The organism is Corynebacterium sp. HMSC034A01, from assembly GCF_001838175.1.
Classification (GTDB): Bacteria; Actinomycetota; Actinomycetes; order Mycobacteriales; family Mycobacteriaceae; genus Corynebacterium.
Genome location: NZ_KV835964.1, coordinates 63932 through 84642, shown reverse-complemented (window position 1 = coordinate 84642; position 20711 = coordinate 63932). Strand labels below are relative to the sequence as shown.

The window sequence follows — 20711 nt, the reverse complement described above, 5'->3', positions numbered from 1 at the left end:
CTACATTTTTAACCCTAAACCTGCTAGGTTCATCGGGGTGTCATGTCGGGCACAGCGTCCGCATCGACTGTTTTGGATCTTCTACGAGGAGAATAAGAGAACATATGAAGCGCATTTCCACTGCAGCCGTGGCTGCCGCAACCGCTTTGTCGCTGGCCACCGTCCCGGCGATGGCTCAGGAGAACACTGCAGCTACGACCACCGAAACCGCTACGGTGACCACCACCCCGTCTGAGCCGGCCAGCGAGACCACCCCCCCGTCTGAGCCGGCCAGCGAGACCACCACCCCGTCTGAGCCGACCGACGAGCCGACTCAGCCGACCGAGTCGACTCAGCCGACCACCCCGACTGAGCCGACCGAGCCGACTCAGCCGACCACCCCGACCGAGCCGACTCAGCCGACCACCCCGGCTCCGAAGCCGGAGCAGAAGAGCTCCGGCTCCTCCCAGGGCACCATCGTCGGCATCTTCTCCGGCACCCTGGGTGCTGTGCTGACCACCACCCTGATCGTGTTCTCCGACCCGCGCGGTGCGAACAAGATCATCGACATGGTCAACGCTCAGTTCGGCCTGGGTCTGCCGCACCTGCACACCCCGAAGGTTCAGCTGCCCAACTTCCAGCTTCCGAACCTCCCCTTCTAATCCACCAACTCTCTTTCGCCTGAGGAAGGTCAATCAATGAAGTCCCGTTTCGTAGCCGTGTCCTTCGCGGCCACCGCTATCGCAGCCGGCTCCCTCGCGGGGGCCGCAGCCGCCGCCGAAGCTGATACTTCGACGACGACCACGTCCAATACCGCAGAGCCGACTACCTCGGCCACTAAGGAATCTGAGACGACCGCCACCTCTACGACGACGCCTACCAGTGCTGACGAGCCGGCCCCCACCAAGGAGGGCCCGTCGGTGGTTGAGCCGACCGGCACCACCACCCCGGCTACCACCACCCCGGCAACTACCGAAAAGGAGAAGCCGACCGGCACGAACGTCGTAACCAACACCCCGACGGCGACCTACACCCCACCGGCATGGCTGCAGCCGTCCTCCTACGAGGATCAGGCGCTCGAAGTGATCGGCAAGATCTCGCTGTGGGTCACCGCACTCGCAGCGGCGATCAGCTCCATCATGGTGGTCGTGGGCGCAGTCCCAGGCCTGAAAGAGAGCCTCAAGAAGATGGCAGGCTCGAATAAGTAGAGCTGCTTTCTCGCAAGCCGAGCGCCCGTCCGGTCCCCACCGGACGGGCTTTCCGCTTCTCTAGGGCCAGACACTAGCCTAAAATTCCGGCACCCAGTGTCGCCTTCAAATCGCCCATCAAGCTGGCGGACCGGTTCACACGCAGGTGGTCGCCCAGGATCATCAGCTGACTGTTGTCGCCGTTGACCAGGTTCAGGTACACGTCGGAATCGCCGGCGTTGTTCACCAGCACGCCCTTGAGTTTCGCGATGTTTTCTGCCGTGCACTGGTCGGTGCGCATGGTCAGACGCAGCGGCAGGCCCGCACCGTTGCCGGGGCCGAGCTCAGGCACCTTCACGTCGTCGCCGAACAGGCTCATGCGGTCGTCCCGGATGGACACGTGCGCCTTGACCAGGATGATGTTGTCCTCCACGATCTGCGGAGCGACCAGCGCGTACACCTTATTAAACAGCAGTACGTCCACCTGGGCGCCGTGGTGGTCCTCAATGGTGACAATCGCCCACGGCGAGCCGTCCTTCTTGGAGAAGCGGCGGTCCACGGAAGAGATCAGCCCGCCGATGGTCACCTCTGCCCCGTTGCGCATCTCGCCGGACAGGATTGTGGTCAGCTGCGTGTCCGTCTGCGCGTCGATGGCCTCCTCGAAGCCGTCGAGCGGGTGGCCGGAGACGTACAGGCCGAGCATCTCGCGCTCCAGTGCGAGCTTGTGTTTTCGGTCCCATTCGTCGTCAGGTACCTCGATGGTGAACGCGGAGTTGTCGGCACCTTCTTCCCCACCGAAGCCGGCGAAGAGGTCGAACTGTCCCTTGTCCGCCGCCTTCTTTGTGGCAAGGACAGAGTCAACCGCATCTTCCTGAATGAGCATGAGCCCCTTACGCGGGTGCTCCAGCGAGTCGAACGCGCCGGCCTTGATCAGTGATTCAGTAATTCGCTTGTTGCAGGCCGCAAGCTCGATCTTGTCCAGGTAGTCGGAGAAGCTGGTGAAGGCTCCCTTTTCCTTCCTGGTCTTCTTGATGGACTCCACCACTTCCACGCCGACGTTGCGCACGGCTGCAAGCCCGTAACGGATGTCCTCGCCGACAGCCATGAAGTTTTCTTCGGACTCGTTGATGTCCGGCTGCAGCACGCTAATGCCCAGGTGGCGGCAGTCCGACAGGTAGATCGCAGACTTGTCCTTCTTGTCGCCCACAGAGGTCAGCAGTGCAGCCATGTACTCGGCGGCGTAGTTCGCCTTCATGTAGGCGGTCCAGTAGGACACCAGCGCGTAGCCCGCGGCGTGAGACTTGTTGAACGCGTAGGACGCGAACGGCTCGATGGTGCCCCACAGCGCATCCACGGCTTCCTTGGAGTAGCCGTTGGAGAACATGCCGGCAGAAAATGTCTCGTACTCCTTCGCCAGCACCTCCGGCTTCTTCTTACCCATCGCCTTGCGGAAGCCGTCTGCTTGACCAGCGGTGTAGTTCGCCACCTTTTGCGAGATGTTCATGATCTGCTCTTGGTAGACGATCAGGCCGTAGGTCTCGTCCAGGATCTCCTTGAGCGGCTCTTCCAGCTCCGGGTGGATCGGCGTGATCGGCTTGCGCCCGTTCTTGCGGTCCGCGTAATCCCAGTGGGCGTTCACACCCATCGGGCCCGGGCGGTACAGCGCTAGCGAGGCGACAATATCGTTAAAGCCGGTCGGCTTCATGCGCTTGAGCAGCTCCTGCATGCCGCCGGAGTCCAGCTGGAACACGCCCAGGGTGTCGCCGCGCGAGAGGAGTTCGTAGACCGCCTGGTTGTCGGTGTCCAGTGCTTCTAGGTCGATGGTTTCGCCCCGGTTTTTCTTCACGTTCTCCAACGCGTCGCCGAGCACCGTCAAGTTACGCAGGCCCAGGAAGTCCATCTTCAGCAGGCCGATGGCCTCGCACGCCGGGTAGTCCCAGCCGGTGATGATCGCGCCGTCCGCCGGGCGCTTCCACATCGGGATGTGCTCCATCAGCGGCACCGACGCCATAATCACGGCACACGCGTGCACGCCCGCCTGGCGCACCACTCCCTCGAGGCCGCGGGCCGTCTCATAGATCTTGGCCACGTCCGGATCCGTCTCAATCAGCGAGCGGACCTCCGCAGCCTCGGCGTAGCGCTCGTGCTCCGGATCGGTGATGCCGGACAGCGGAATGTCCTTCGCCATGATCGCCGGCGGCAGCGCGCCGTTGATGCGGTCTGCCATCTGGAAGCCCGGCTGACCGAAGTTCACCTTCGCCGAGTCCTTAATCGCCTGCTTGGTCTTCACCGTGCCGAAGGTGATCACCTGAGCGATCTTGTCTTCGCCCCAGCGCTCGGCGGCGTAGGTGATCATCTCGCCGCGGCGGCGGTCGTCGAAGTCGATATCGATATCCGGCGCGGACGGACGCTCCGGGTTCAAGAATCGCTCGAAGAGCAGACCGTGCTCCATCGGGTCGATGTTGGTAATCGTCAACGCGTACGCGACCAGGGAACCTGCCGCGGAACCACGGCCCGGACCGACGCGGATGCCAATCTCGCGGGCGTGCTTGATCAGCTCCGCCACGATGAGGAAGTACGACGGGTAGCCCTTCATGTCGATGACGTCGATCTCGTAGCTCGCGCGCGTCAGGTACTCCTCCGGGACCTCTCCTCCGTCGAAGCGCTCCTTCAACCCGCGCAGGACTTCCTCGCGCAGCCACGACGTCGGTGTGTGGCCCTCCGGCACGTCCGCGATCGGCATGCGGTCGTGCGGGTGCTCTTCCCACAACTCTCCGTAGTCGCCGACTCGCTCCGCGATCCACAAGGTGTTGTCGCAGCCGTCCGGCACCGTGGAATCCCACAGTTCGCGCATCTGCTCGGCGGACTTGATGTAGTAGCCGGTGCCGTCGAACTTGAAGCGGTCCGGGTCAAGCAAGGTCTTGCCGGTCTGCACGCACAGCATCGCCTCGTGCGACGGCGCCTGGGACTCGAGCACGTAGTGGCAGTCGTTGGTCACCAGCGGCGGCAGATCCAGCGCTTGGCCGATACGCAGCAGGTCCTCGCGCACGCGCCGCTCGATGTGCAGGCCGTGGTCCATCAGCTCCAGGAAGTAGTTGTCTTTGCCGTAGATGTCCTGCCACATCGCCGCGGCCTCCAGTGCCGCGTCGTACTGGCCCAGGCGCAGGCGAGTCTGCACATCGCCCGACGGGCAACCCGTGGTGGCGATGATGCCGTCAGCGTGCTCGGCAATCAGCTCCGCGTCCATGCGCGGCCACTTGCCCAACTGCCCCTCGTAGGAGGCCAACGACGACAGCTTGAACAGGTTGCGCAGGCCCGTGGCGTTTTCCGCCAGCATCGTCTGGTGCAGGTACGCGCCGGACGCGGAAACGTCGTCGCGCTTCTGATCCGGGGTGCCCCACAGCACGCGCTTTTTGTTGAAACGGGACTCCGGTGCCATATAGGCCTCGATGCCGATGATCGGCTTGACCCCTGCATCCACCATGCGGCGGTAGAACGCGTTCGAGCCGAACATGTTGCCGTGGTCGGTCATGCCCACCGCGGGCATGCCCTGACGGACCACTTCGTCGGCGAGCATGTCCACCTTCGCCATGCCGTCCAACATGGAAAATTCGGTGTGGTTATGCAGGTGCACGAAGGAGGATTTTTTGGCCATGCGGCTCATCTTAGACGGCGCGCCGACACGCGCGAATCCCCTCGAAAACCAGTGCGGTTATTCGTACCGGAGGGCGTCGATAGGCTGCATCTTTGCTGCCTTCGAGGCGGGGTACGCGCCGAAGAACACACCTGTCGCAAGCGAGAACAACAGCGCGAAGATCACTGCGCTCAGCGGCGGCCACGTCATGTCCAGCACCGCGGAGCTGGCGATCATGCCGACCGCGCCGCCGAGGATCACGCCGATAATGCCGCCGATGAGGCAGACCAGCATCGCCTCGACGATGAACTGCACGCGGATGTCGTTTTGCGTCGCGCCCAGGGCCTTGCGCACACCGATCTCGCGGGTGCGCTCCGTGACGGTGATGAGCATGATGTTCATCACGCCAATGCCGCCGACGAGCAGGGAGATGCCGCCGATGGCGGACAACACCGTGGACAGGGTGCGGAAGATCGTGGTCAGGCCTTCAAGGCTCGCGGAAATATCGAAGACCTCGGCCTCATAGTTTTCGTTGCCCGCGTACTTGCGGTCGAGGTAGGACTGCAAATCGTTGCGGAAGACCTCCGGGTCTTCTTCGGGTGAGGAGCGCACGCTAAACGACGGTGTCCAGCTGGCGTCCAGCCCAACCCGGTCCGCCGACGTGGCCGGGATGAAGATCTCGGCGGCCGCGGACTGCCCGAACGCGGGGTCCTTCTCTGCCCGCTCCAGCACACCGACGATGGTGAACACGCTGGTGGTGCCGTCCACGTCCACGTCGAAGCGGGAGCCGAGGGCGGCGGCAGAATCGCCGTTAAAAAGCGACTCCACAAGCTCCGGTGACACCACCGCGACGGGGCGGCGGCCGTCGAGCATGTCCTGCGTGATGCCGCGGCCGTACTGCACCTTCAGGCTGCGCAGATCCAGCGAGCCGGTGAGCGCGGGGTTGATACCGACGGAGATCGAGTTGTCGCCGGTGCTGGCCTCGCCCTGGCCGGAGACGTCGATGTCCACGCCGCGGACCCGGTCGCCGAAGGTGGCGGACAGGTCGTTGAGGTCGTCCAGGCTCATGCCGTCGCGCTCATCCGACGGCGGGGCCATGCCGAATCCCGCGAACGGGTCGTCGCTGCCCTCGCCCTCTTCGGGGCGCTCGTGCACCATGACCGGATAGGTGGTGGTGCCGGCGTCTTCGAGCCCGCCCATGACGTCGTTTTCCAGAGCGCGGCCGAGCGTCATGATGATGATCACGGCCATGATGCCGATGATGATGCCCAACAATGTCAGCAGCGAGCGCAGCTTGTTGGTGTTCAGGCTGGACACGGCCAGCCGCATCGATTCACGGATGTTCATCTAGCTCGCCCCTCCCGGTTGACGCACGCCGGCAATGCGGCCGTCCATCATTTCCACCACGCGCCCGGTCTCTTCAGCGAGCTCAGGGTTGTGGGTAATAAACACGATGGCCTTGCCCAAGTCTTGGTTCAGCTCGTGGAACAGATCCATCACCATACGGCCGGTCTTGGAGTCCAGCGCGCCGGTGGGCTCGTCCGCGAGCAGCAAGTCCGGGTCGTTGGCCAGGCTGCGCGCGATAGCCACACGCTGCTTCTGGCCGCCAGACAGTTCATTCGGGTTGTGGTGCAGGCGATCGCCCATGCCCATCCGGTCCAGCAGCTCGGCGGCACGTTCCTCGCGCTCCTTGCGCTCCACGCCGGCGTACATCATGGGCATGGCCACGTTCTGCAGCGCATCCATGCGCCCGATCAAGTTGAAGTTCTGGAAGATGAAGCCGATGTTCTTGCTGCGGTAGGACGCGAGCTCTTTGTCTTCTTTGGCGTAGACCGGCTCGCCGTTGAAGGCGTAGGCGCCCTCGGTGGGCCTATCCAGCATGCCGATCAAGTTCATCAACGTGGACTTGCCGCAGCCGGACGGACCGACGATGGAGACGAACTCGCCCTGGTCGGCGTAGAAGTCCACCCCGTGCAGCACCGTCAGCTCGCTGGGTTCGCCCTCGTTGTAGGTTTTCACCACATTGCGCATGTCGATGAGCAGGCCGGAATCGGCCATGCCGCCGTGTTTGGGAGCCTCCGTCATTTACTGCTGCCCCTCGGCCGCACGACGGGTGCTGGTGACCGTCACCGTGGCCGTGGTGCGCTCTTTCTTCTCCCGCGCCTGGCGCACTTGGTCCGCGTTGAAGTTCGGGTCCGTGATCTCGACGGTCTCGCCGAGGCGGCCCTGGTACTCCTCCGGCCAATTGATCACGATGTCGCCAGGCTCGAGTTCGCCACCGGTGACCGCGACGTCCACGTCGTTGGAGGCGCCGGTTTTCACCTTGCGCTCCTCGACGGTGCCGGATGTCGCATCGTCGCCGTCCGTGGCCAGCACGAGCACCTTCTGGTCGTTGTCCTCGCCGTAGACGGCGTCCAGCGGCACGTTCAGCGCGTCCTTCGCCTCGGCGGTGATGATCTCCGCGCGGGCGGAGCCGCCGAGCAGCAGGCCTTCCTTGTCGCCGGTGACCTCGATCTCCACTGGGAAGGTCACCTCGTTGGACTTGTTGTTGCCCTGCTGCTGCATGCCTTGCATCGGGTTCTCGTTGCCGCTGGCGACGGAATCGGACGCCGGCGCGATGCGGGTGACGCGACCCTTAAACGTCTTCTTGCCGGTCGCGGTGGTGGTGAACTCCACCCGGTCGCCTTCCTTAATGTTGGGCACATCCGATTCGCGCACGTCGGTGCGGATGACCAAGCGGGAATCGTCCGCGATGGTGAGCAGCTTGCCCTGCGGGATGTCGCCCTCGCGCACGTCCACGCTGGTGACCAGGCCCGCCATCGGGGCGTAGATGGTGGATTCGCGCACCTGGTACTCCAGGGTGCCGTCACCGTCGCCGAGCTGTGCAGTCTCCGCCTGGCGCGTGGCGGAATCCAACTGCGCCTGCAGCTGGTTGCCTTCCTGCGCCGCTGCCGAACGCGCAGCAGCCAGGCCGGCCTTCGCGTCCTCCAGCGCCGCGCTGGCTTCTTCGACGCTCAAATTCGCGCCCACGGCAGCGCCGCCACCGCCGCCAGCGTTCTCCCCCGTCAGCTGCGCCAGCTGCTCGGGGCTCAGCCCACCCGGCTGGCCCGGCGCACCCGGCGCGGGAGCCTGATCGGGCACTGCCGGTGCCGCCGGGGGCTGCGGCGCCGCCGGAGGCGCCGTCTTGATGCCCAGGTTCGAGGAAATATCGCCGGCGGCCCGCTCGACGGCCGCAATACCGCGGTTGACAATCCGGGCACCGCCGTTAGCGGCCACAGCCGCGTCGTACGCCGCCTGCGCCTGGTTGACCTGCGCCTGGGCGGCGCGGATGGCCTCGTTGGTGCCGTTGTTCACGCTCTCCTGATGAGCATTCAGGGCCGCGCGCGCCTGATCCACCTGCGCCTGGGCATCCGCCTGCGCGTTGGCCTGCTGCTTCTGCTGCACCTCCAGCTGGCGCTCCAGCTGCTCCGAGTTCATGCTGGCCAGGAACTGCTGCGGCTGCACGCGGTCGCCAGCCTTAACTGCCACTTTTTCCACCTCGGACTGCACCGCGGTGGAAATGTTCACAGAGCGGATCGGCTCAACCGTGCCGTTGACCACAACGCTGTCTGACACACCCTCGTTGGTGGCCACGGTGTAGTCGCCGGGGTTCAGCCCTGCCCCCTCAGCACTGTCGTCGCCGCCTCCGCCGAAACCGCAGGCGCCGAGGAAGAGTGCGGAGGTTGTCACCAGCGCAAGCCCTGCTCGGGTGAGACGCTTGTGTCCGGTCGAGTTTTCGGTAGAGGAAGTCAAGAGCTCTCCTTGCCTAACGGTGCAAAACGGGCCTGCGTACAACTCCGCAAACTATACACCCCCACGTGTCGCGGAAGTAGTGATGGAAAATGCTCCCCACACCGCGTCCGCTGGCAGCATTTCCACAGCGAAGACAGTGTCCGTGGCGTTCATCTGCTCGAGTTGTGTGCGCGGGGCAAACACTACTGCTCCGGCAATGGGGGAGGTGGTGGCGGACCGGAGGACGTCGATACGCATTGTGCCTACCGACGCCTCCGGGACCACCACCGGAGCCTCCCCCGGCACCACGAGTGCACTCACGCGGGGTGCCGGGGCAAGCGCTGCGGCAGCCTCGTCGGGGCCTAGCGGGCGGGCGAAGGTGACCAGCGCGAAGGACGCCTCCTCGTGATCGAGAGTGCCGGCTGCGCGCTGGGCGTACTGCTGTATCGTCTCCCCGTCCTCCGGGCCTAACCTGTCGCCCTGCAGCACGGGCGGGGCGGGCGGGTTGGCCGCGCCGACCAGCCAGAACCCGGCCACCAGCGCGAGCGCCACGGCGAGTGCGCGCATCTAGCCGTTCCGCACTTTATCCAGCGCGGTGCGCAGATCCTCCGGGTACTCGGAGGCGACCTCCATGTACTCGCCGGTGCGCGGGTGGGTAAAACCCAGCTTGGTGGCGTGCAGCCACTGGCGCTTCAGGCCCAGCTCCTTGGCCAGGTTCGGGTCCGAGCCGTACATCGGGTCGCCCACGCAGGGGTGCCCCACCGAGGACATGTGCACGCGAATCTGGTGGGTGCGCCCGGTTTCCAGGTGGATGTCCAGAAGGCTCGCGCGGCGAAAGGCCTCGATGACGCTGTAGTGGGTCACGCTCGGGCGGCCGTCCTGGGTGACGGCGAACTTCCAGCCTGCCGACGGGTGGCGCGCAATCGGTGCATCGATGGTGCCCTCAATCGGGTCCGGCAGCCCCTGGACCAGCGCGTGGTAGGTTTTGTCCACCGTGCGCTCCTTGAAGGCGCGCTTGAGCACGGAGTAGGCGGGCACGCTCGCCGCCACGATCATCACGCCGGAGGTGCCGACGTCGAGGCGCTGCACGATGCCTTGACGCTCCGGGGGCCCGGCGTCCGGCAAGGTGAAACCCATCGCCTGCAGCCCGCCGACGACATCCGGGCCTTCCCAGCCCAGCGTCGGGTGCGCAGCTACGCCCACCGGTTTGTCCACGGCGATCACATCCGCGTCCCTGTAGAGAATCTCCAGGCCTTCCACCAGCTCAGCCACCGGCTGCGGCGCGCGCTTCGGCTCAGGGAGGGTGACTTCCAGCATCGCGCCTGAGGTGACGCGGTCGGATTTCTGGGCGGCAGCTCCGTCGACAAGCACATCGCCCTCCGCCGTCATCTCGGCTGCGACGGAGCGGGAGACGCCGAAGAGTTTGGCGATCGCCGCGTCCACCCGCATCCCCTCGAGCCCCTCAGGCACGGGCAGGGCCCTGAACTCACCGCCCATCGCTGCCTCCCTTCATCTCCGCCGCGATCGTGCCCAGGATGAACACCACCACGCCGACCGTGATCGCGGCGTCCGCCAAGTTGAACACCGCAAAGCTTCCCACAGAGATGTAGTCCACCACGTGCCCGAACCAGAATCCAGGATCCCGGAACAACCGGTCGATCAGGTTGCCCAGCGCGCCGCCGGCCACAAGTGCCAGGCCCAGCGCCTCGCACTTCGAGGTCATTTTCGGCCCAAACCACAGCGCACCCAGCACGAACGCCAGCTGGATCGCGGTGAACAACCAGGTGAGGTTCTCCCCCATCGAAAACGCCGCGCCGGAGTTGAACAGCAGGTAGAAGCGGAACCAGTCCCCGATCACCGGCTGCGCCACCCCGGGCTCCAGCCAGTTCAGCATCAGCTGCTTGACGCCCTGGTCCACCGCGGCGACCGCGAGCATGACCGCCACCACCAAGGCGAGGTAGCGGGGGGTGCGTTGTGCTGTCGTGTCCTGCTTCATCGCCGACCCACTTTAGCCGGTCGCGGACGGCCTGCCTGTATTCCGCTGCGCGCGACAGGTAGCTTTTGAAGAATGTTCCGCCCCCTCCGCAGTATCACCGCCGCCGCTACCCTCACCCTCGCGCTCACCGCATGCTCCTCCGCCGAGGACGATCCGGTTGCGGGGGTGCCAGCATTTCCTATCGACGCCCCTTCGGTCACCCTGGTCAACCCCGGCGAAAACCCGGAGGAGGTGCGCTACTCCCCGGACGCGGAGTGGGACACCGCCGTTGCCGTGTCCGCCGGCGTGGACCAGCACGTGGCCGCCCCGGGTGAAGCCGAGGTTGCGGACGTCCCCGCCGGCGGGGACGTGAACAAAACCACCCTGCCGCTGACGGTCACAGCCGGCGATGCCCCCGATCCGGGCGACGGCGAGGAAGTCGCGGACTCCCGCATCGACTTCGTCGTCGGCTCCGGCAAGCACTCCGACCTGGACATCGGCCAGGACGTCGCCGCCTCCGAGGGGTTCCGCATGAGCTGGCGCACCGAGGACACCGGCCGCATCTCCACTCTCAAACTGCTCGCACCCGCCGACGCGCCGCAGCGCGGCCTCCAGCTTGTCGAGCCCACCCTCATCTCCTTAATCAACAACTCCGTCGTCTTCCCCGACGAGCCGATCGGCCCCGGTGCGACCTGGACCGTGGAAAGCCGCGTCGCGGGCGACACCGCGATGACGCGTACCACCACCTACACGCTGATCTCCCGCGAAGGCGACACGCTGACGCTGGATACGAAGGTTGAGGAGCGCCCCCAGAACAACAACGTCACCATCGACGGCCCCGGTGAGCTCGAGGGCGAAAGCGTGCAGGTGGATTCCTCGCGCACCACTTCCGAAGGCCAGATCGTGGTGGACCTGACCCGCCCGCTGCCGGTGTCCGGCCAGACCGCTTGGACCACGCGCCTGATCTACGGCGGAGACGACAAAGCGCGGGTGGTCCAAGACATCACCCGCGCTGTGCAGTACGGAGCTTAGAGCGCCGGAGCTTCGGCCGGCGCCTGCTCTGCTGGAGCCTGCTCAGCCGGCGCTTCGGCCGGTGCCTCAGGGGCGGCCGGCGCCCCGGTCTTGCACATGTCCGGCACCTGCTCCGGGGCAAGGGTGTTGCTGACCAGGAAGCAAGCCCAGCTCTGGGAGATCTTCCACTGGCCGCCTTCGTTGATGAACTCCACGTCCTCCGCCAGCTGGGACTCCGCGTTCGGGCGGGTGAAGTTCACGGTGGCCAGCACCGAGTTGGCGGTGTAGCCCGGCAGCACCGGGTTGACCACCTGGAAGTTCGCGCCGGATTCCTGCTGCGACTGCGTCATCAGGTCGAACAGCTCCGGCGTGGTTTCGCCGCCCTGCACGGTATTCGCACGCTCGGCGATGGGCAGGTTCGGGTCAGCGGCGCGCTGCAGCACAGCGTTGAGCTCTTCCGCCGTCGGCATTTCGGCCACCGGCGCGGCCTCGGAGGAGGCCGCCTGGGATGCGGCGGTGGTTTCGGTCGTGTCCGAATCCTCGGAGCAGGCCGTCAAGCTCAGTGCGAGGCCAGCGACAGCTGCGGCTGCGACAAGTTTCGGTGCTTTCACGTGTTCTCCTTGCGTAGCGTAAATCTCTTGCTTCACGTTACTGCACACCCGCAACTTTCTGGCACTCTGTGTGCATGAACGTGTTAGTCATCTCAACCGGCGGCACGATCGCCTCCACCACAAACGACCGTGGCGCGCTCGTGCCCACGCTCACCGGCGACGAGCTCGTCGCCCGCTGCGGCACCACGCGCCAGGTGCGCGCCATCGATGTGGCCAGCCTCGACTCATCGTCCATGGGCTTGGCTGAGATCGACCTACTGCGCGAAACCGTGCGCACTTCGCTTCTCGACGACTCCGCCTCCCTCGTCATCACCCACGGCACCGACTCCATGGCCGAGACCGCCCTCGCGCTGGACCTCGTCCACGCCGATCCCCGCCCCGTTGTGCTCACCGGCGCGATGCGCTCCGCCGACCACGCCTCCCCCGACGGCCCCGCCAACCTGCGCGGCGCGATCGAGGTGGCCGCCACCCGGCGCGACTGCGGCGTGCTCGTCCATTTCGCGGGCGAGACCCTCCCGGCGCGCGGGTTGATGAAGACGCAAACCACCGCCGAGCACGCCTTCACCCTCACCAGCGACACGCCCCTGCCCCGCCCCATGGCGGTGCCTGCCGCGCCGTTGGCCGGGTTGAACATCCCCATCATCCGCGCGTGGGCAGGCGCCGATGACGCCCTCATCCGCGCACTCGGGCCCATCGACGGGCTCGTCTTAGAAGCCCTCGGCTCCGGCAATGTGTCGGCGTACATGGGCAGCGCCGTCGCAAAGCTGCTGCGCCGCGGGGTGCCTGTGGTCGTCGCAACGTCGGTGCCCTACGGCGAGGTGTCGTTCGCCTACGGCGGCGCCGGCGGCGGCTCCACCCTCGGCGACCTGGGCGCGTTGCCCGCCGGCTACCTCAGCGCCGGGCAGGCCCGCATCGCGCTGGCCACCGCGCTGGCCACCGGCGTGGACCCGCGCTCACTGCTGTGAGAACCATTCCTCCCACGCCAACGAATCCAGCGGGTCAGCTTGCTGGAGCTGCGGATCATCCGCACGAAGGCTTTTGATCCTGCCCGGCCCCGTCGCCCGCGTTTCAAACCGCACCGTCACCCACCCCTTGCCGGCCCCCTGGACCCAGCCGTGCCCGTAATCCGGGTGGTAGACGTCCTGCGTCGCGCGCCACACGCCGCGCTCCGGAGCGGTCTCCCGGTGCACCTCCGTGTCGAGTTGCGTTTCGTGGTCGCTGACGCCGGTTTCATAGTCTGCCGACACCGGCGAAGGCTTCACAATCGCCTGATCCAACTCCGGAAACAGCACGTCCTGCAGCGTCTCCTCCAGGCCGGAGTACGACACTCCCACCAGCCGAATCGGGCCCACCTCGTCGGGGTAGCGCACGATTCGGAACGCGGTGGCCAGCAGCGTCTCCGCGTCGTCGGTGGCGTACGGCAGCGTCGCCGAACGCGACTCGATGCGGAAGTCTGCCATCCGCAGCTTCACCGTCACGGTGCGTGCTCCGCGCCCATCCTTGCGCAGCCTGCGGTGTGATTCCGCAGCCGCTCGTTCCAACGCCGCGTCCACCTCCGGCGGGGTGGTCAAATCTTGCGGGTACGTGTGTTCCGAGGAGATCTGTTTCGACTCCGCCCTCGGCGCCACCGGCCGCTCATCCACCCCGCGCGCCAACCACCACAGCTGCCTGCCCACCGCGCCTCCGATGGCAATGTCCAGCTCTTTCTCGCTGAGGTTTGCTAGATCCCCGATCGTTTCAATCCCGGCACTAAGCAGCTTCGACTCAGTCACAGGTCCCACACCCCACAACTCGCTGACCGGCATCGGGTGCAGGATCTCTAGTTGCCGGTCGTGCGGAATGACAAAGACCCCGTCCGGCTTCGCCCGGCCCGAGCCGATCTTGGCGTACTGCTTTCCTGGACCCGCGCCGATCGAACTGGGCAGGCCTGTTTCTTCCTTGATCGCCGCCCGCAGCTCGTTCGCCCATTGCTCCACGTCTTCCGGACTCGCCCCGATCAAGTTCTCCGGTTCCATGAACGCCTCGTCGATGGACAGCTGCTCCACCACGTCCACGTATCTGCCGATGATCTCGAACACCCGGCGCGACGCGACCGCGTAAACCGGCCTGCGCGGCGCCACCAGCACCGCTTTTGAACCCACCAGCCGTGCGGCCCGATGCGTCGGCATCGCCGAGTGCGCCCCGTACTTGCGCGCCTCGTAACTGGCGCCTGCGACCACGCCGCGGCCGGACACTCCCGCCACCAGCACGGGGCGCCCCTTGAGCGTTGGGCGGGTCAGCTGCTCGCACGATGCGTAGAACGCATCCATGTCGATGTGCAGCACCCAACGGTTCATGTCCACCACTGTGCACCACCGGTACCACCATGTTCCAATCCGATCACACGGCGAACGAATCTCCGGTGACATACTCCATCCGCCTCGGCAGTCCTCTGTTGCGCGAGACGAACCGGGCACCGTTTTTGAACGTGAAGAACAGGTCAGCTCCTTGGCGCTCGATGGCAATCACTCCGTGGCTCACCTGAGAGTGGCAGCTCGAGCACAGTGGGATCAGGTTGTCTAGATCAGTCATACCTCCGTGCTCCCACTCCTTTATGTGGTGCATTTCTATGAAGCGCCTATGCGAACATCCAGGCATGGCGCATTGATACCCCCAGACTGCCAACAGTGCCTGCACTTGGCCGTCGGTGGCGAACCGCCGCGAACGGCCAACGTGGATCGTCAGTCCCGTGTCATCCAGCAAGTGCAAACGCACCATCGCGTTGGCGAGGTAGCTGCGCACGTCCTCAGAACTGGCCGAGCGGTTTTCCGGCATCCAACATTGGCCAAACTGGTTGACCATGAGGTTGACCTGCACGCCTGGACTGCGAAGCGGACTCTTTGGGTTCGCGCGAACCATATCGATCATCGCCAACAACGCCCCGTAAACGTCCTGTTTTTCCGGAGGCCCGTACCGCGACACCGAACGCACGATGTCGTCCATGGTGATCTTCGTGCGCTTTCGCGGAGCGCGGTCTTGCTCTGATGGGACGGCGTCTTCGGCGGCAGCTGCGTCGTCGATAAGCTTCTGCACCTTCTCCGGATCCTGCAGATCATCTGGGTCCACATCCTCGAGACCGAAACTGGCAAGCTGGGCCACCTTTAACGCGGTCAGAAGCTTTTGGCCAGCTACCGCCGGAAGCCGCGCCTCGAAAGCAAGCATGCCGTCGTCGCACTCGCGGGCGCGCGCATACGGCTCAGTCGGGTCCTCCTCTTTGGGTCTTGCCCCGGCAAGCACAAGCTGGAGATCGGCGAACGACATGCTCAGCGCGAGTTGGACGTATTGCTCCTCGTTGCACTCCTCCAAATACTGGAGAAGGAAGCGAACCGTCGAATACGGCATCACCCCCGATTCAAATGCGTCGAACAAGAGCCTGAACTTTCTCAGCCCTCGCGCCACGCGCACGTACTCGAATGCCGTGGCCTGCGGGAGGTTGAGCTCGCTGCGCAACCACGTTGCCGTCGACTTCTCCCCGTACTGTTCCGCAAGCCCCTGTTCGTCGAACTGCCCCACCGCATCGAGCATCCGCGCCCGGTGGTGGTTCGCCGACAATTGATTGCACTTGATCTGGTCCTCGAGCACCTCTGCCGACAGGTCACTCGTTCGATCTTCTGTCCGTTCGTCCACCGCAATTGTCATGGTTGATCCCCTTACTCATGAACATTGACACTTTTATAGAACGCTCATGTGTTCGAGTCAAGGGTTTTGCGGAAAATGTCCATTGAAGTGGACAACGCATGCGGTTTCGCTTACCCAGAAGTCGAACATAAACCCCATTCACTATGCAGCTGCATAGTTGGTGCCAACCAAGTGTTGGCAAGAAAAACTATGCAGCTGCATAGTCAGCACCCCACACAAACACCCCCAGAAACTATGCCGCTGCATAGTTGGTGCCACCCCAGTATTGGCACGAGAAACTATGCAGCTGCATAGTGCGAATCATCGAACGACGGTGCGACACCCCCGCTGAGCAGACAAAAAGGGGCCCACTCTGCACGAGTGAGACCCAAGCCCGAAAGAACCTAGCTGTTCTTACGAACAGTGGCGGTCACACCATCGATGACGTCGTGACCCTCGACCGGCTCGGTGACCACGTCGAAGGATGTCGCCAGGGTTTCGGCGGCGATGTGGTCGGCGTGGGTGCGGGCCCACTCCTTCTTCTCCGCCGGCACGGCCAGCACGACAGCGATACGGTCGGAAACGTCGAAGCCCTCGCGCTTGCGGGCGTCCTGCAGCCCGCGGATCACGTCGGCAGCCCAGCCCTCAGCCTCGAGTTCCTCGGTGACCTCGGTGTCGAGGACGACCAGGCCGACGGTGCCGTCGGCGTCGACACGCGCGGTGCTCTCCGGGTTCTCCGCCACCAGACGCTCGGTGTACAGCTCCGGGGTGAGCACGATGTCGCCGTCGACCACCACATCGTCGCCGCGGCGCTCGTAGTTGCCGGCCTTGACGTTCTTGATGGCGCGCTGCACGTCCCTACCCAGCGACGGGCCAGCCACCTTCGCGTTAACGACGACTTCGAAGGATCCGGCCGCGTCGACGTCGTCAGTCAAAGCGACGTCCTTCACGTTTACCTCGTCGCGGATGGTGGAGCGGAACGCCTCAAGCTTGGCCGAATCCGGCAGGGCGACGGTGAGCTTCGGCAGCGGCAGGCGGTTGCGCAGCTTGTTCGCCTTGCGCACTGACGACGCCGCAGAGCACACCGCACGGGTCGCATCCATGGCGGCGACCAGCTCGGCATCCGCCGGCAACTCGGAGGCCTGCGGGTAGTCCGTCAGATGCACCGAACGACCGCCGGTGAGCCCGCGCCAGATGACCTCGGAGACGTACGGCAGCAGCGGCGCCACTGCGCGGGAGACGACCTCCAGCACCGTGTAGAGCGTATTAAACGCCTCCGGGTGCGCCTCCTGGCCCTCCCAGAAACGGTCGCGGGAGCGGCGCACGTACCAGTTGGTCAGCGTGTCGGCGAAGCGACGCACCACGTCGCAGGCGTCGGCGATGCGGGTGTCGTCGAGCGCCTTGCCCACAGCTGCCACCATGTCGTGGGTCTTGGCCAGGATGTAGCGGTCGAGCACGTTGTCCGAATCCACAGACCACTGAGCATCCGAGGACGAGTACAGCTGCAGGAACGTGTACGCGTTCCAAATCGGCAGCAGCGCCTGGCGCACGCCCTCACGGATGCCCTGCTCGGTGACGATCAGGTTGCCACCGCGCAGGATCGGCGAGGACATGAGGAACCAGCGCATCGCGTCGGAGCCGTCGCGGTCGAAGACCTCCATCACGTTCGGGTAGTTGCCCTTCGACTTGGACATCTTCTGCCCGTCCGAGCCCAGCACGATGCCGTGAGCGACGACCTTCTTGTACGCCACACGGTCGAACAGCGCGGTGGACAGCACGTGCTGCACGTAGAACCAGCCGCGGGTCTGCCCGGAGTACTCCACAATGAAGTCCGCGGGCTGGCGGGTGTCGAACTCCTCACGGTTCTCAAACGGGTAGTGGTACTGCGCGAACGGCATGGAACCGGACTCGAACCAGCAATCCAGAACGTCCGGCACGCGGCGCATCATGGACTTGCCGGTCGGGTCGTCCGGGTTCGGGCGCACCAGCTCGTCGATGTGCGGGCGGTGCAGGGACTTCGGGCGGGTGCCGAAGTCGCGCTCCAGCTCATCCAGGGAGCCGTAGACGTCCACGCGCGGGTAGTCCGGATTGTCGGAAACCCACGCCGGCACGGGCGAACCCCAGTAGCGGGTGCGCGAGATGTTCCAGTCGCGCGCGCCTTCCAGCCACTTGCCAAACTGGCCGTCGCGGATGTGCGCGGGGATCCACTCGATCTCCTGGTTGAGCTCCACCATGCGGTCGCGGATGTCGGTGACCTTCACAAACCACGCCGGCAGCGCCATGTAGATCAGCGGCTCGCCGGAGCGCCAGGAGTGCGGGTAGGAGTGCACGATGGTCTGGTCGCGCACGACGCGGCCCTTGGCGCGCAGGTCGCGGATGATGTCGCGGTTCGCGTCGAAGACGAGCTTGCCCTCGTACTCCGGCACGAGCGAGGTGAACTTGCCGTCGGCGTCGACGGGGATGGCCAGGTCGATGCCGTACTCTTGGCAGGTGAGCATGTCGTCCTCACCGAAGGCGGGTGCCTGGTGCACCACGCCGGTGCCGTCCTCGGTGGTCACGTAGTCCGCGTTGAGGATCATGAACGCGTTGTCGTGGTCGCGGAAGTAGTCGAAGACCGGCTCGTACTCCAGGCCCTCCAGCTGCGCGCCCTCAAAGGTAGCCACTACCTCGTACTCACCGAGCTCCTTCGCGTAGGCGCCCAGCAGGGTCGAGGCAAGAAGCAATTGCTTATCGACGAACCCTTCGGCCCCATCCGCACCGACCTTAACAAGCGAGTACTCCACCTCGGGGTGGACAGCCAGAGCCAGGTTGGAAGGCAGGGTCCACGGGGTCGTGGTCCAGGCGATAGCTGCGGCGTCGTGAAGCTCAGGATGCTCGGCCCACGTCTTTTCCGCCGCGTAGCCTGCGCGCCCACCGGTGAACGGCAAGGTGACCGTGACGGTGGGGTCCTGGCGGTCACGGTAGGAATCGTCCAGGCGGGTCTCCTGGTTAGACAGCGGAGTGTGCTCGGCCCAGGAGTACGGCAGGACGCGGAAGCCCTGGTAGATCAGGCCCTTGTCGTAGAGCTCCTTGAACGCCCACATGACGGACTCCATGTACTCCGGGTCCATCGTCTTGTAGCCGTTTTCAAAATCCACCCAGCGGGCTTGGCGGGTGACGTAGTCCTCCCACTCGCCCGCGTAGTGCATGACGGACTTGGCGCAGTACTCGTTGAACTTCTCCAGGCCCATGTCCTCGATCTGGGCTTTGTCGGTGATTTCGAGCTGCTTTTCCGCCTCAAGCTCTGCGGGCAGGCCGTGGCAATCCCAGCCGAACACGCGCGGCACGTGGTAACCAGACATGGTGCGGAAACGCGGCACGATGTCCTTGACATAGCCGGTGAGGAGATGGCCGTAGTGAGGCATGCCGTTGGCGAACGGCGGGCCGTCGTTGAACACGTACTCCTCGCAGCCCTCGCGCTGCTCCAGGGACGCCTTGAACGTGCCGTCCGTGTTCCAATAATCAAGGACGACGCGTTCCATCTCCGGGAAGCGGTCGCTGCCGCCGGTCATGTCCACTTTGGGGTAAACGTTGCCAACCATGACATCACTCCTTCAGCCGTGCAGGGACGCATTGCTGCGCGGTACCACCCTGCTTGGGGCGCGCGATGCGCCCCCACTTCGTTGCGGTGAAGGAAGTTACGTCTTCCGTGTGTGACGTCCGGGTCTATTAAGCACAAGCCGTTCTTCCGGATACGCTCCCCGGTGATGGCCGGATCGTTGCGTGTTACGAGTAACGCCCAGCATCCTACAGGGATGCTGGGCGTTTGTGAAGAGCCAGGAACTACTTCTCGTTCGGCGCGGTGCTGGAGCGCGACTCCAGCTCTTCCAGCTGGGACTCCAGCAGCGTCTTCAGGCGCGTGCGGTACTCGCGCTCGAAGGTGCGCAGCTCAGCGATGCGGTTCTCCAGCGCGGTCTGCTGCTGCTTCACCGTGTTCATGATCTCGGTGTGCTTACGCTCCGCGTCGGCCTTGAGCTTGTTCGCCTGCTCCTCCGCCTGGCGGATCTGCGCCTCAGCACGGGAGTTTGCCTCGTTGGTGGTCTCCTCGGCCTTCTTCTGCGCGTCGGTGACCAGCTGCTTGGAGCGGGTCTCCGCGTCCTGCAGCTGGGTGCGGGAACGGGTCTGTGCGTCCTCGATCTGCTTCTTGGACTTGGACTCGGCCTCGGCGATCTCGCGCTCTGCAGCGGCACGAGCGTCTGCCAGCATGGAGGAAGCCTCGGCCTGCGCGTCGCTGGTCAGGCGGTCCGCCATCTCCTGCGCGAGGCCGAGCACCTTGGCCGCCTGCACGTGGGTGTCAGCGGAGACATCGCTGCGGGCCGGCTCGGACACGGCAGCGGCCGGAGCGGTCGCCTGCTTCGGAGCCTTCGCGGCCTCCTCAGCCTGCTTGCGGGCCTTGGCGGCCTCGTCCTTGGCGGAGCGGGCCTCAGCTTCAGCCTTCTCCTGCGCCTGCTTCGCGGAACGCAGCTGCGCCTCGAAGTCAGCGCGGACCTTCTGCTCCACCTCGCGGCGGATGGCAGCCTCGTCGACCTTCGCGGAATCATCGGAACGCTTCACCGGCGCTGCAGCAACTGCGTCCGTGCCGCCTTCCTCAAGACGGGAACGCAGCTCGTCGTTCTCATCCTGCAGCTGTGCAAGCGTGTCCTCGACGAGGTCGAGGAACTGGTCAACCTCGTCCTCGTTGTAGCCTCGCTTGCCAATCGGCGGCTTGCTGAAAGCGACATTGTGCACGTCAGCTGGTGTCAGCGGCATTTGCGTTCCCTTCGATAATCGTGTGAGTACTCGCTAGCGCGAAGCATTGTTTGCTGAATTGTAACGGTTTCGCTCGACGAGTGTAGCCCAGCCTAGCT

16 protein-coding genes are annotated in these 20711 nt (G+C 65.0%); 4 read left to right on the top strand and 12 right to left on the bottom strand.

All coding sequences use genetic code 11. The features are described 5' to 3' along the window. The first annotated feature begins 104 nt into the window (after positions 1-104). Positions 105-641 carry a hypothetical protein gene (locus HMPREF2791_RS12170; RefSeq protein ID WP_070475179.1) on the top strand — a complete coding sequence of 179 codons (537 nt, stop codon included), beginning with the start codon at positions 105-107 and terminating at the stop codon, positions 639-641. A 36-nt stretch (positions 642-677) separates the two neighbouring features. Beyond that, entirely contained in the window at positions 678-1187 is a 510-nt protein-coding gene (locus HMPREF2791_RS06250) for a hypothetical protein (RefSeq protein ID WP_070475178.1), read from the top strand. Between the two features lie 73 nt (positions 1188-1260). Here HMPREF2791_RS06250 and dnaE read toward each other — a convergent pair whose 3' ends face one another. Genes dnaE through lspA form a run of 7 tightly spaced genes read right to left on the bottom strand, consistent with a single transcriptional unit; the run spans position 1261 to position 10567 of the window. Further along, a complete protein-coding gene (dnaE, locus tag HMPREF2791_RS06245; protein WP_070844792.1) occupies positions 1261-4821 on the bottom strand; it encodes a DNA polymerase III subunit alpha in 3561 nt (1186 codons plus the stop codon). Positions 4822-4878: 57 nt separating this feature from the next. Further along, positions 4879-6147 carry an ABC transporter permease gene (locus tag HMPREF2791_RS06240; RefSeq protein ID WP_070844759.1) on the bottom strand — a complete coding sequence of 423 codons (1269 nt, stop codon included), beginning with the start codon at positions 6145-6147 and terminating at the stop codon, positions 4879-4881. Then, positions 6148-6885, bottom strand: coding sequence for an ABC transporter ATP-binding protein (locus tag HMPREF2791_RS06235; RefSeq protein ID WP_371335896.1), 738 nt, complete (start codon positions 6883-6885; stop codon positions 6148-6150). Further along, complete coding sequence (locus HMPREF2791_RS06230; RefSeq protein ID WP_141764933.1) at positions 6886-8592, bottom strand: efflux RND transporter periplasmic adaptor subunit; 1707 nt, start codon at positions 8590-8592, stop codon at positions 6886-6888. It abuts the gene before it with no gap. A gap of 51 nt (positions 8593-8643) precedes the next feature. Then, positions 8644-9138, bottom strand: a complete 495-nt coding sequence (locus tag HMPREF2791_RS06225) for a hypothetical protein (RefSeq protein WP_070844757.1) — start codon at positions 9136-9138, stop codon at positions 8644-8646. After that, positions 9139-10068 (bottom strand): RluA family pseudouridine synthase, encoded by a 930-nt coding sequence (locus HMPREF2791_RS06220; protein WP_070475174.1) that lies wholly within the window; start codon positions 10066-10068, stop codon positions 9139-9141. After that, positions 10058-10567, bottom strand: coding sequence for a signal peptidase II (lspA, locus tag HMPREF2791_RS06215; RefSeq protein ID WP_070844756.1), 510 nt, complete (start codon positions 10565-10567; stop codon positions 10058-10060). Before lspA ends, HMPREF2791_RS06220 begins: the two co-directional genes overlap by 11 nt. Positions 10568-10639: 72 nt before the next feature. Between lspA and HMPREF2791_RS06210 the strand changes: the two genes are divergently transcribed. Further along, positions 10640-11578, top strand: coding sequence for a DUF6263 family protein (locus HMPREF2791_RS06210; protein ID WP_070844755.1), 939 nt, complete (start codon positions 10640-10642; stop codon positions 11576-11578). On the opposite strand, the gene HMPREF2791_RS06205 is transcribed toward HMPREF2791_RS06210, so the two are convergent. Beyond that, positions 11575-12168, bottom strand: coding sequence for a WKL family lipoprotein (locus HMPREF2791_RS06205; protein WP_070844754.1), 594 nt, complete (start codon positions 12166-12168; stop codon positions 11575-11577). The two genes, HMPREF2791_RS06210 and HMPREF2791_RS06205, sit on opposite strands and share 4 nt — an antisense overlap. 74 nt (positions 12169-12242) lie before the next feature. Between HMPREF2791_RS06205 and HMPREF2791_RS06200 the strand changes: the two genes are divergently transcribed. Next, positions 12243-13133: an asparaginase gene (locus HMPREF2791_RS06200; RefSeq protein ID WP_070844753.1), complete on the top strand. Its 891-nt coding sequence runs from the start codon at positions 12243-12245 to the stop codon at positions 13131-13133. Here the strand turns inward: HMPREF2791_RS06200 and HMPREF2791_RS06195 are convergent. From HMPREF2791_RS06195 to HMPREF2791_RS06180, 4 genes are all read right to left on the bottom strand, one after another. Beyond that, complete coding sequence (locus tag HMPREF2791_RS06195; RefSeq protein WP_070844752.1) at positions 13122-14504, bottom strand: DNA polymerase IV; 1383 nt, start codon at positions 14502-14504, stop codon at positions 13122-13124. The two genes, HMPREF2791_RS06200 and HMPREF2791_RS06195, sit on opposite strands and share 12 nt — an antisense overlap. A gap of 43 nt (positions 14505-14547) precedes the next feature. Then, the gene (locus HMPREF2791_RS06190; protein ID WP_070844751.1) at positions 14548-15846 is read right to left on the bottom strand and encodes an HNH endonuclease signature motif containing protein; all 1299 of its coding nucleotides are present in this window, start codon (positions 15844-15846) and stop codon (positions 14548-14550) included. Between the two features lie 383 nt (positions 15847-16229). Continuing rightward, on the bottom strand, positions 16230-19406 hold the full coding sequence (ileS, locus tag HMPREF2791_RS06185; RefSeq protein ID WP_070844750.1) for an isoleucine--tRNA ligase: 3177 nt from the start codon (positions 19404-19406) through the stop codon (positions 16230-16232). 241 nt (positions 19407-19647) lie between these two features. Beyond that, a complete protein-coding gene (locus HMPREF2791_RS06180) occupies positions 19648-20613 on the bottom strand; it encodes a DivIVA domain-containing protein (RefSeq protein WP_070844749.1) in 966 nt (321 codons plus the stop codon). Positions 20614-20711: the final 98 nt, after the last annotated feature.

Bases quoted from the DNA above. Each gene is read 5' to 3' on its own strand.
- HMPREF2791_RS12170 (WP_070475179.1), top strand. From the start codon at position 105: ATGAAGCGCATTTCCACTGCAGCCGTGGCTGCCGCAACCGCTTTGTCG.
- HMPREF2791_RS06250 (WP_070475178.1), top strand. From the start codon at position 678: ATGAAGTCCCGTTTCGTAGCCGTGTCCTTCGCGGCCACCGCTATCGCA.
- dnaE (WP_070844792.1), bottom strand. From the start codon at position 4,821: ATGGCCAAAAAATCCTCCTTCGTGCACCTGCATAACCACACCGAATTT.
- HMPREF2791_RS06240 (WP_070844759.1), bottom strand. From the start codon at position 6,147: ATGAACATCCGTGAATCGATGCGGCTGGCCGTGTCCAGCCTGAACACC.
- HMPREF2791_RS06235 (WP_371335896.1), bottom strand. From the start codon at position 6,885: ATGACGGAGGCTCCCAAACACGGCGGCATGGCCGATTCCGGCCTGCTC.
- HMPREF2791_RS06225 (WP_070844757.1), bottom strand. From the start codon at position 9,138: ATGCGCGCACTCGCCGTGGCGCTCGCGCTGGTGGCCGGGTTCTGGCTG.
- HMPREF2791_RS06220 (WP_070475174.1), bottom strand. From the start codon at position 10,068: ATGGGCGGTGAGTTCAGGGCCCTGCCCGTGCCTGAGGGGCTCGAGGGG.
- lspA (WP_070844756.1), bottom strand. From the start codon at position 10,567: ATGAAGCAGGACACGACAGCACAACGCACCCCCCGCTACCTCGCCTTG.
- HMPREF2791_RS06210 (WP_070844755.1), top strand. From the start codon at position 10,640: ATGTTCCGCCCCCTCCGCAGTATCACCGCCGCCGCTACCCTCACCCTC.
- HMPREF2791_RS06200 (WP_070844753.1), top strand. From the start codon at position 12,243: ATGAACGTGTTAGTCATCTCAACCGGCGGCACGATCGCCTCCACCACA.
- HMPREF2791_RS06195 (WP_070844752.1), bottom strand. From the start codon at position 14,504: ATGAACCGTTGGGTGCTGCACATCGACATGGATGCGTTCTACGCATCG.
- HMPREF2791_RS06190 (WP_070844751.1), bottom strand. From the start codon at position 15,846: ATGACAATTGCGGTGGACGAACGGACAGAAGATCGAACGAGTGACCTG.
- ileS (WP_070844750.1), bottom strand. From the start codon at position 19,406: ATGGTTGGCAACGTTTACCCCAAAGTGGACATGACCGGCGGCAGCGAC.
- HMPREF2791_RS06180 (WP_070844749.1), bottom strand. From the start codon at position 20,613: ATGCCGCTGACACCAGCTGACGTGCACAATGTCGCTTTCAGCAAGCCG.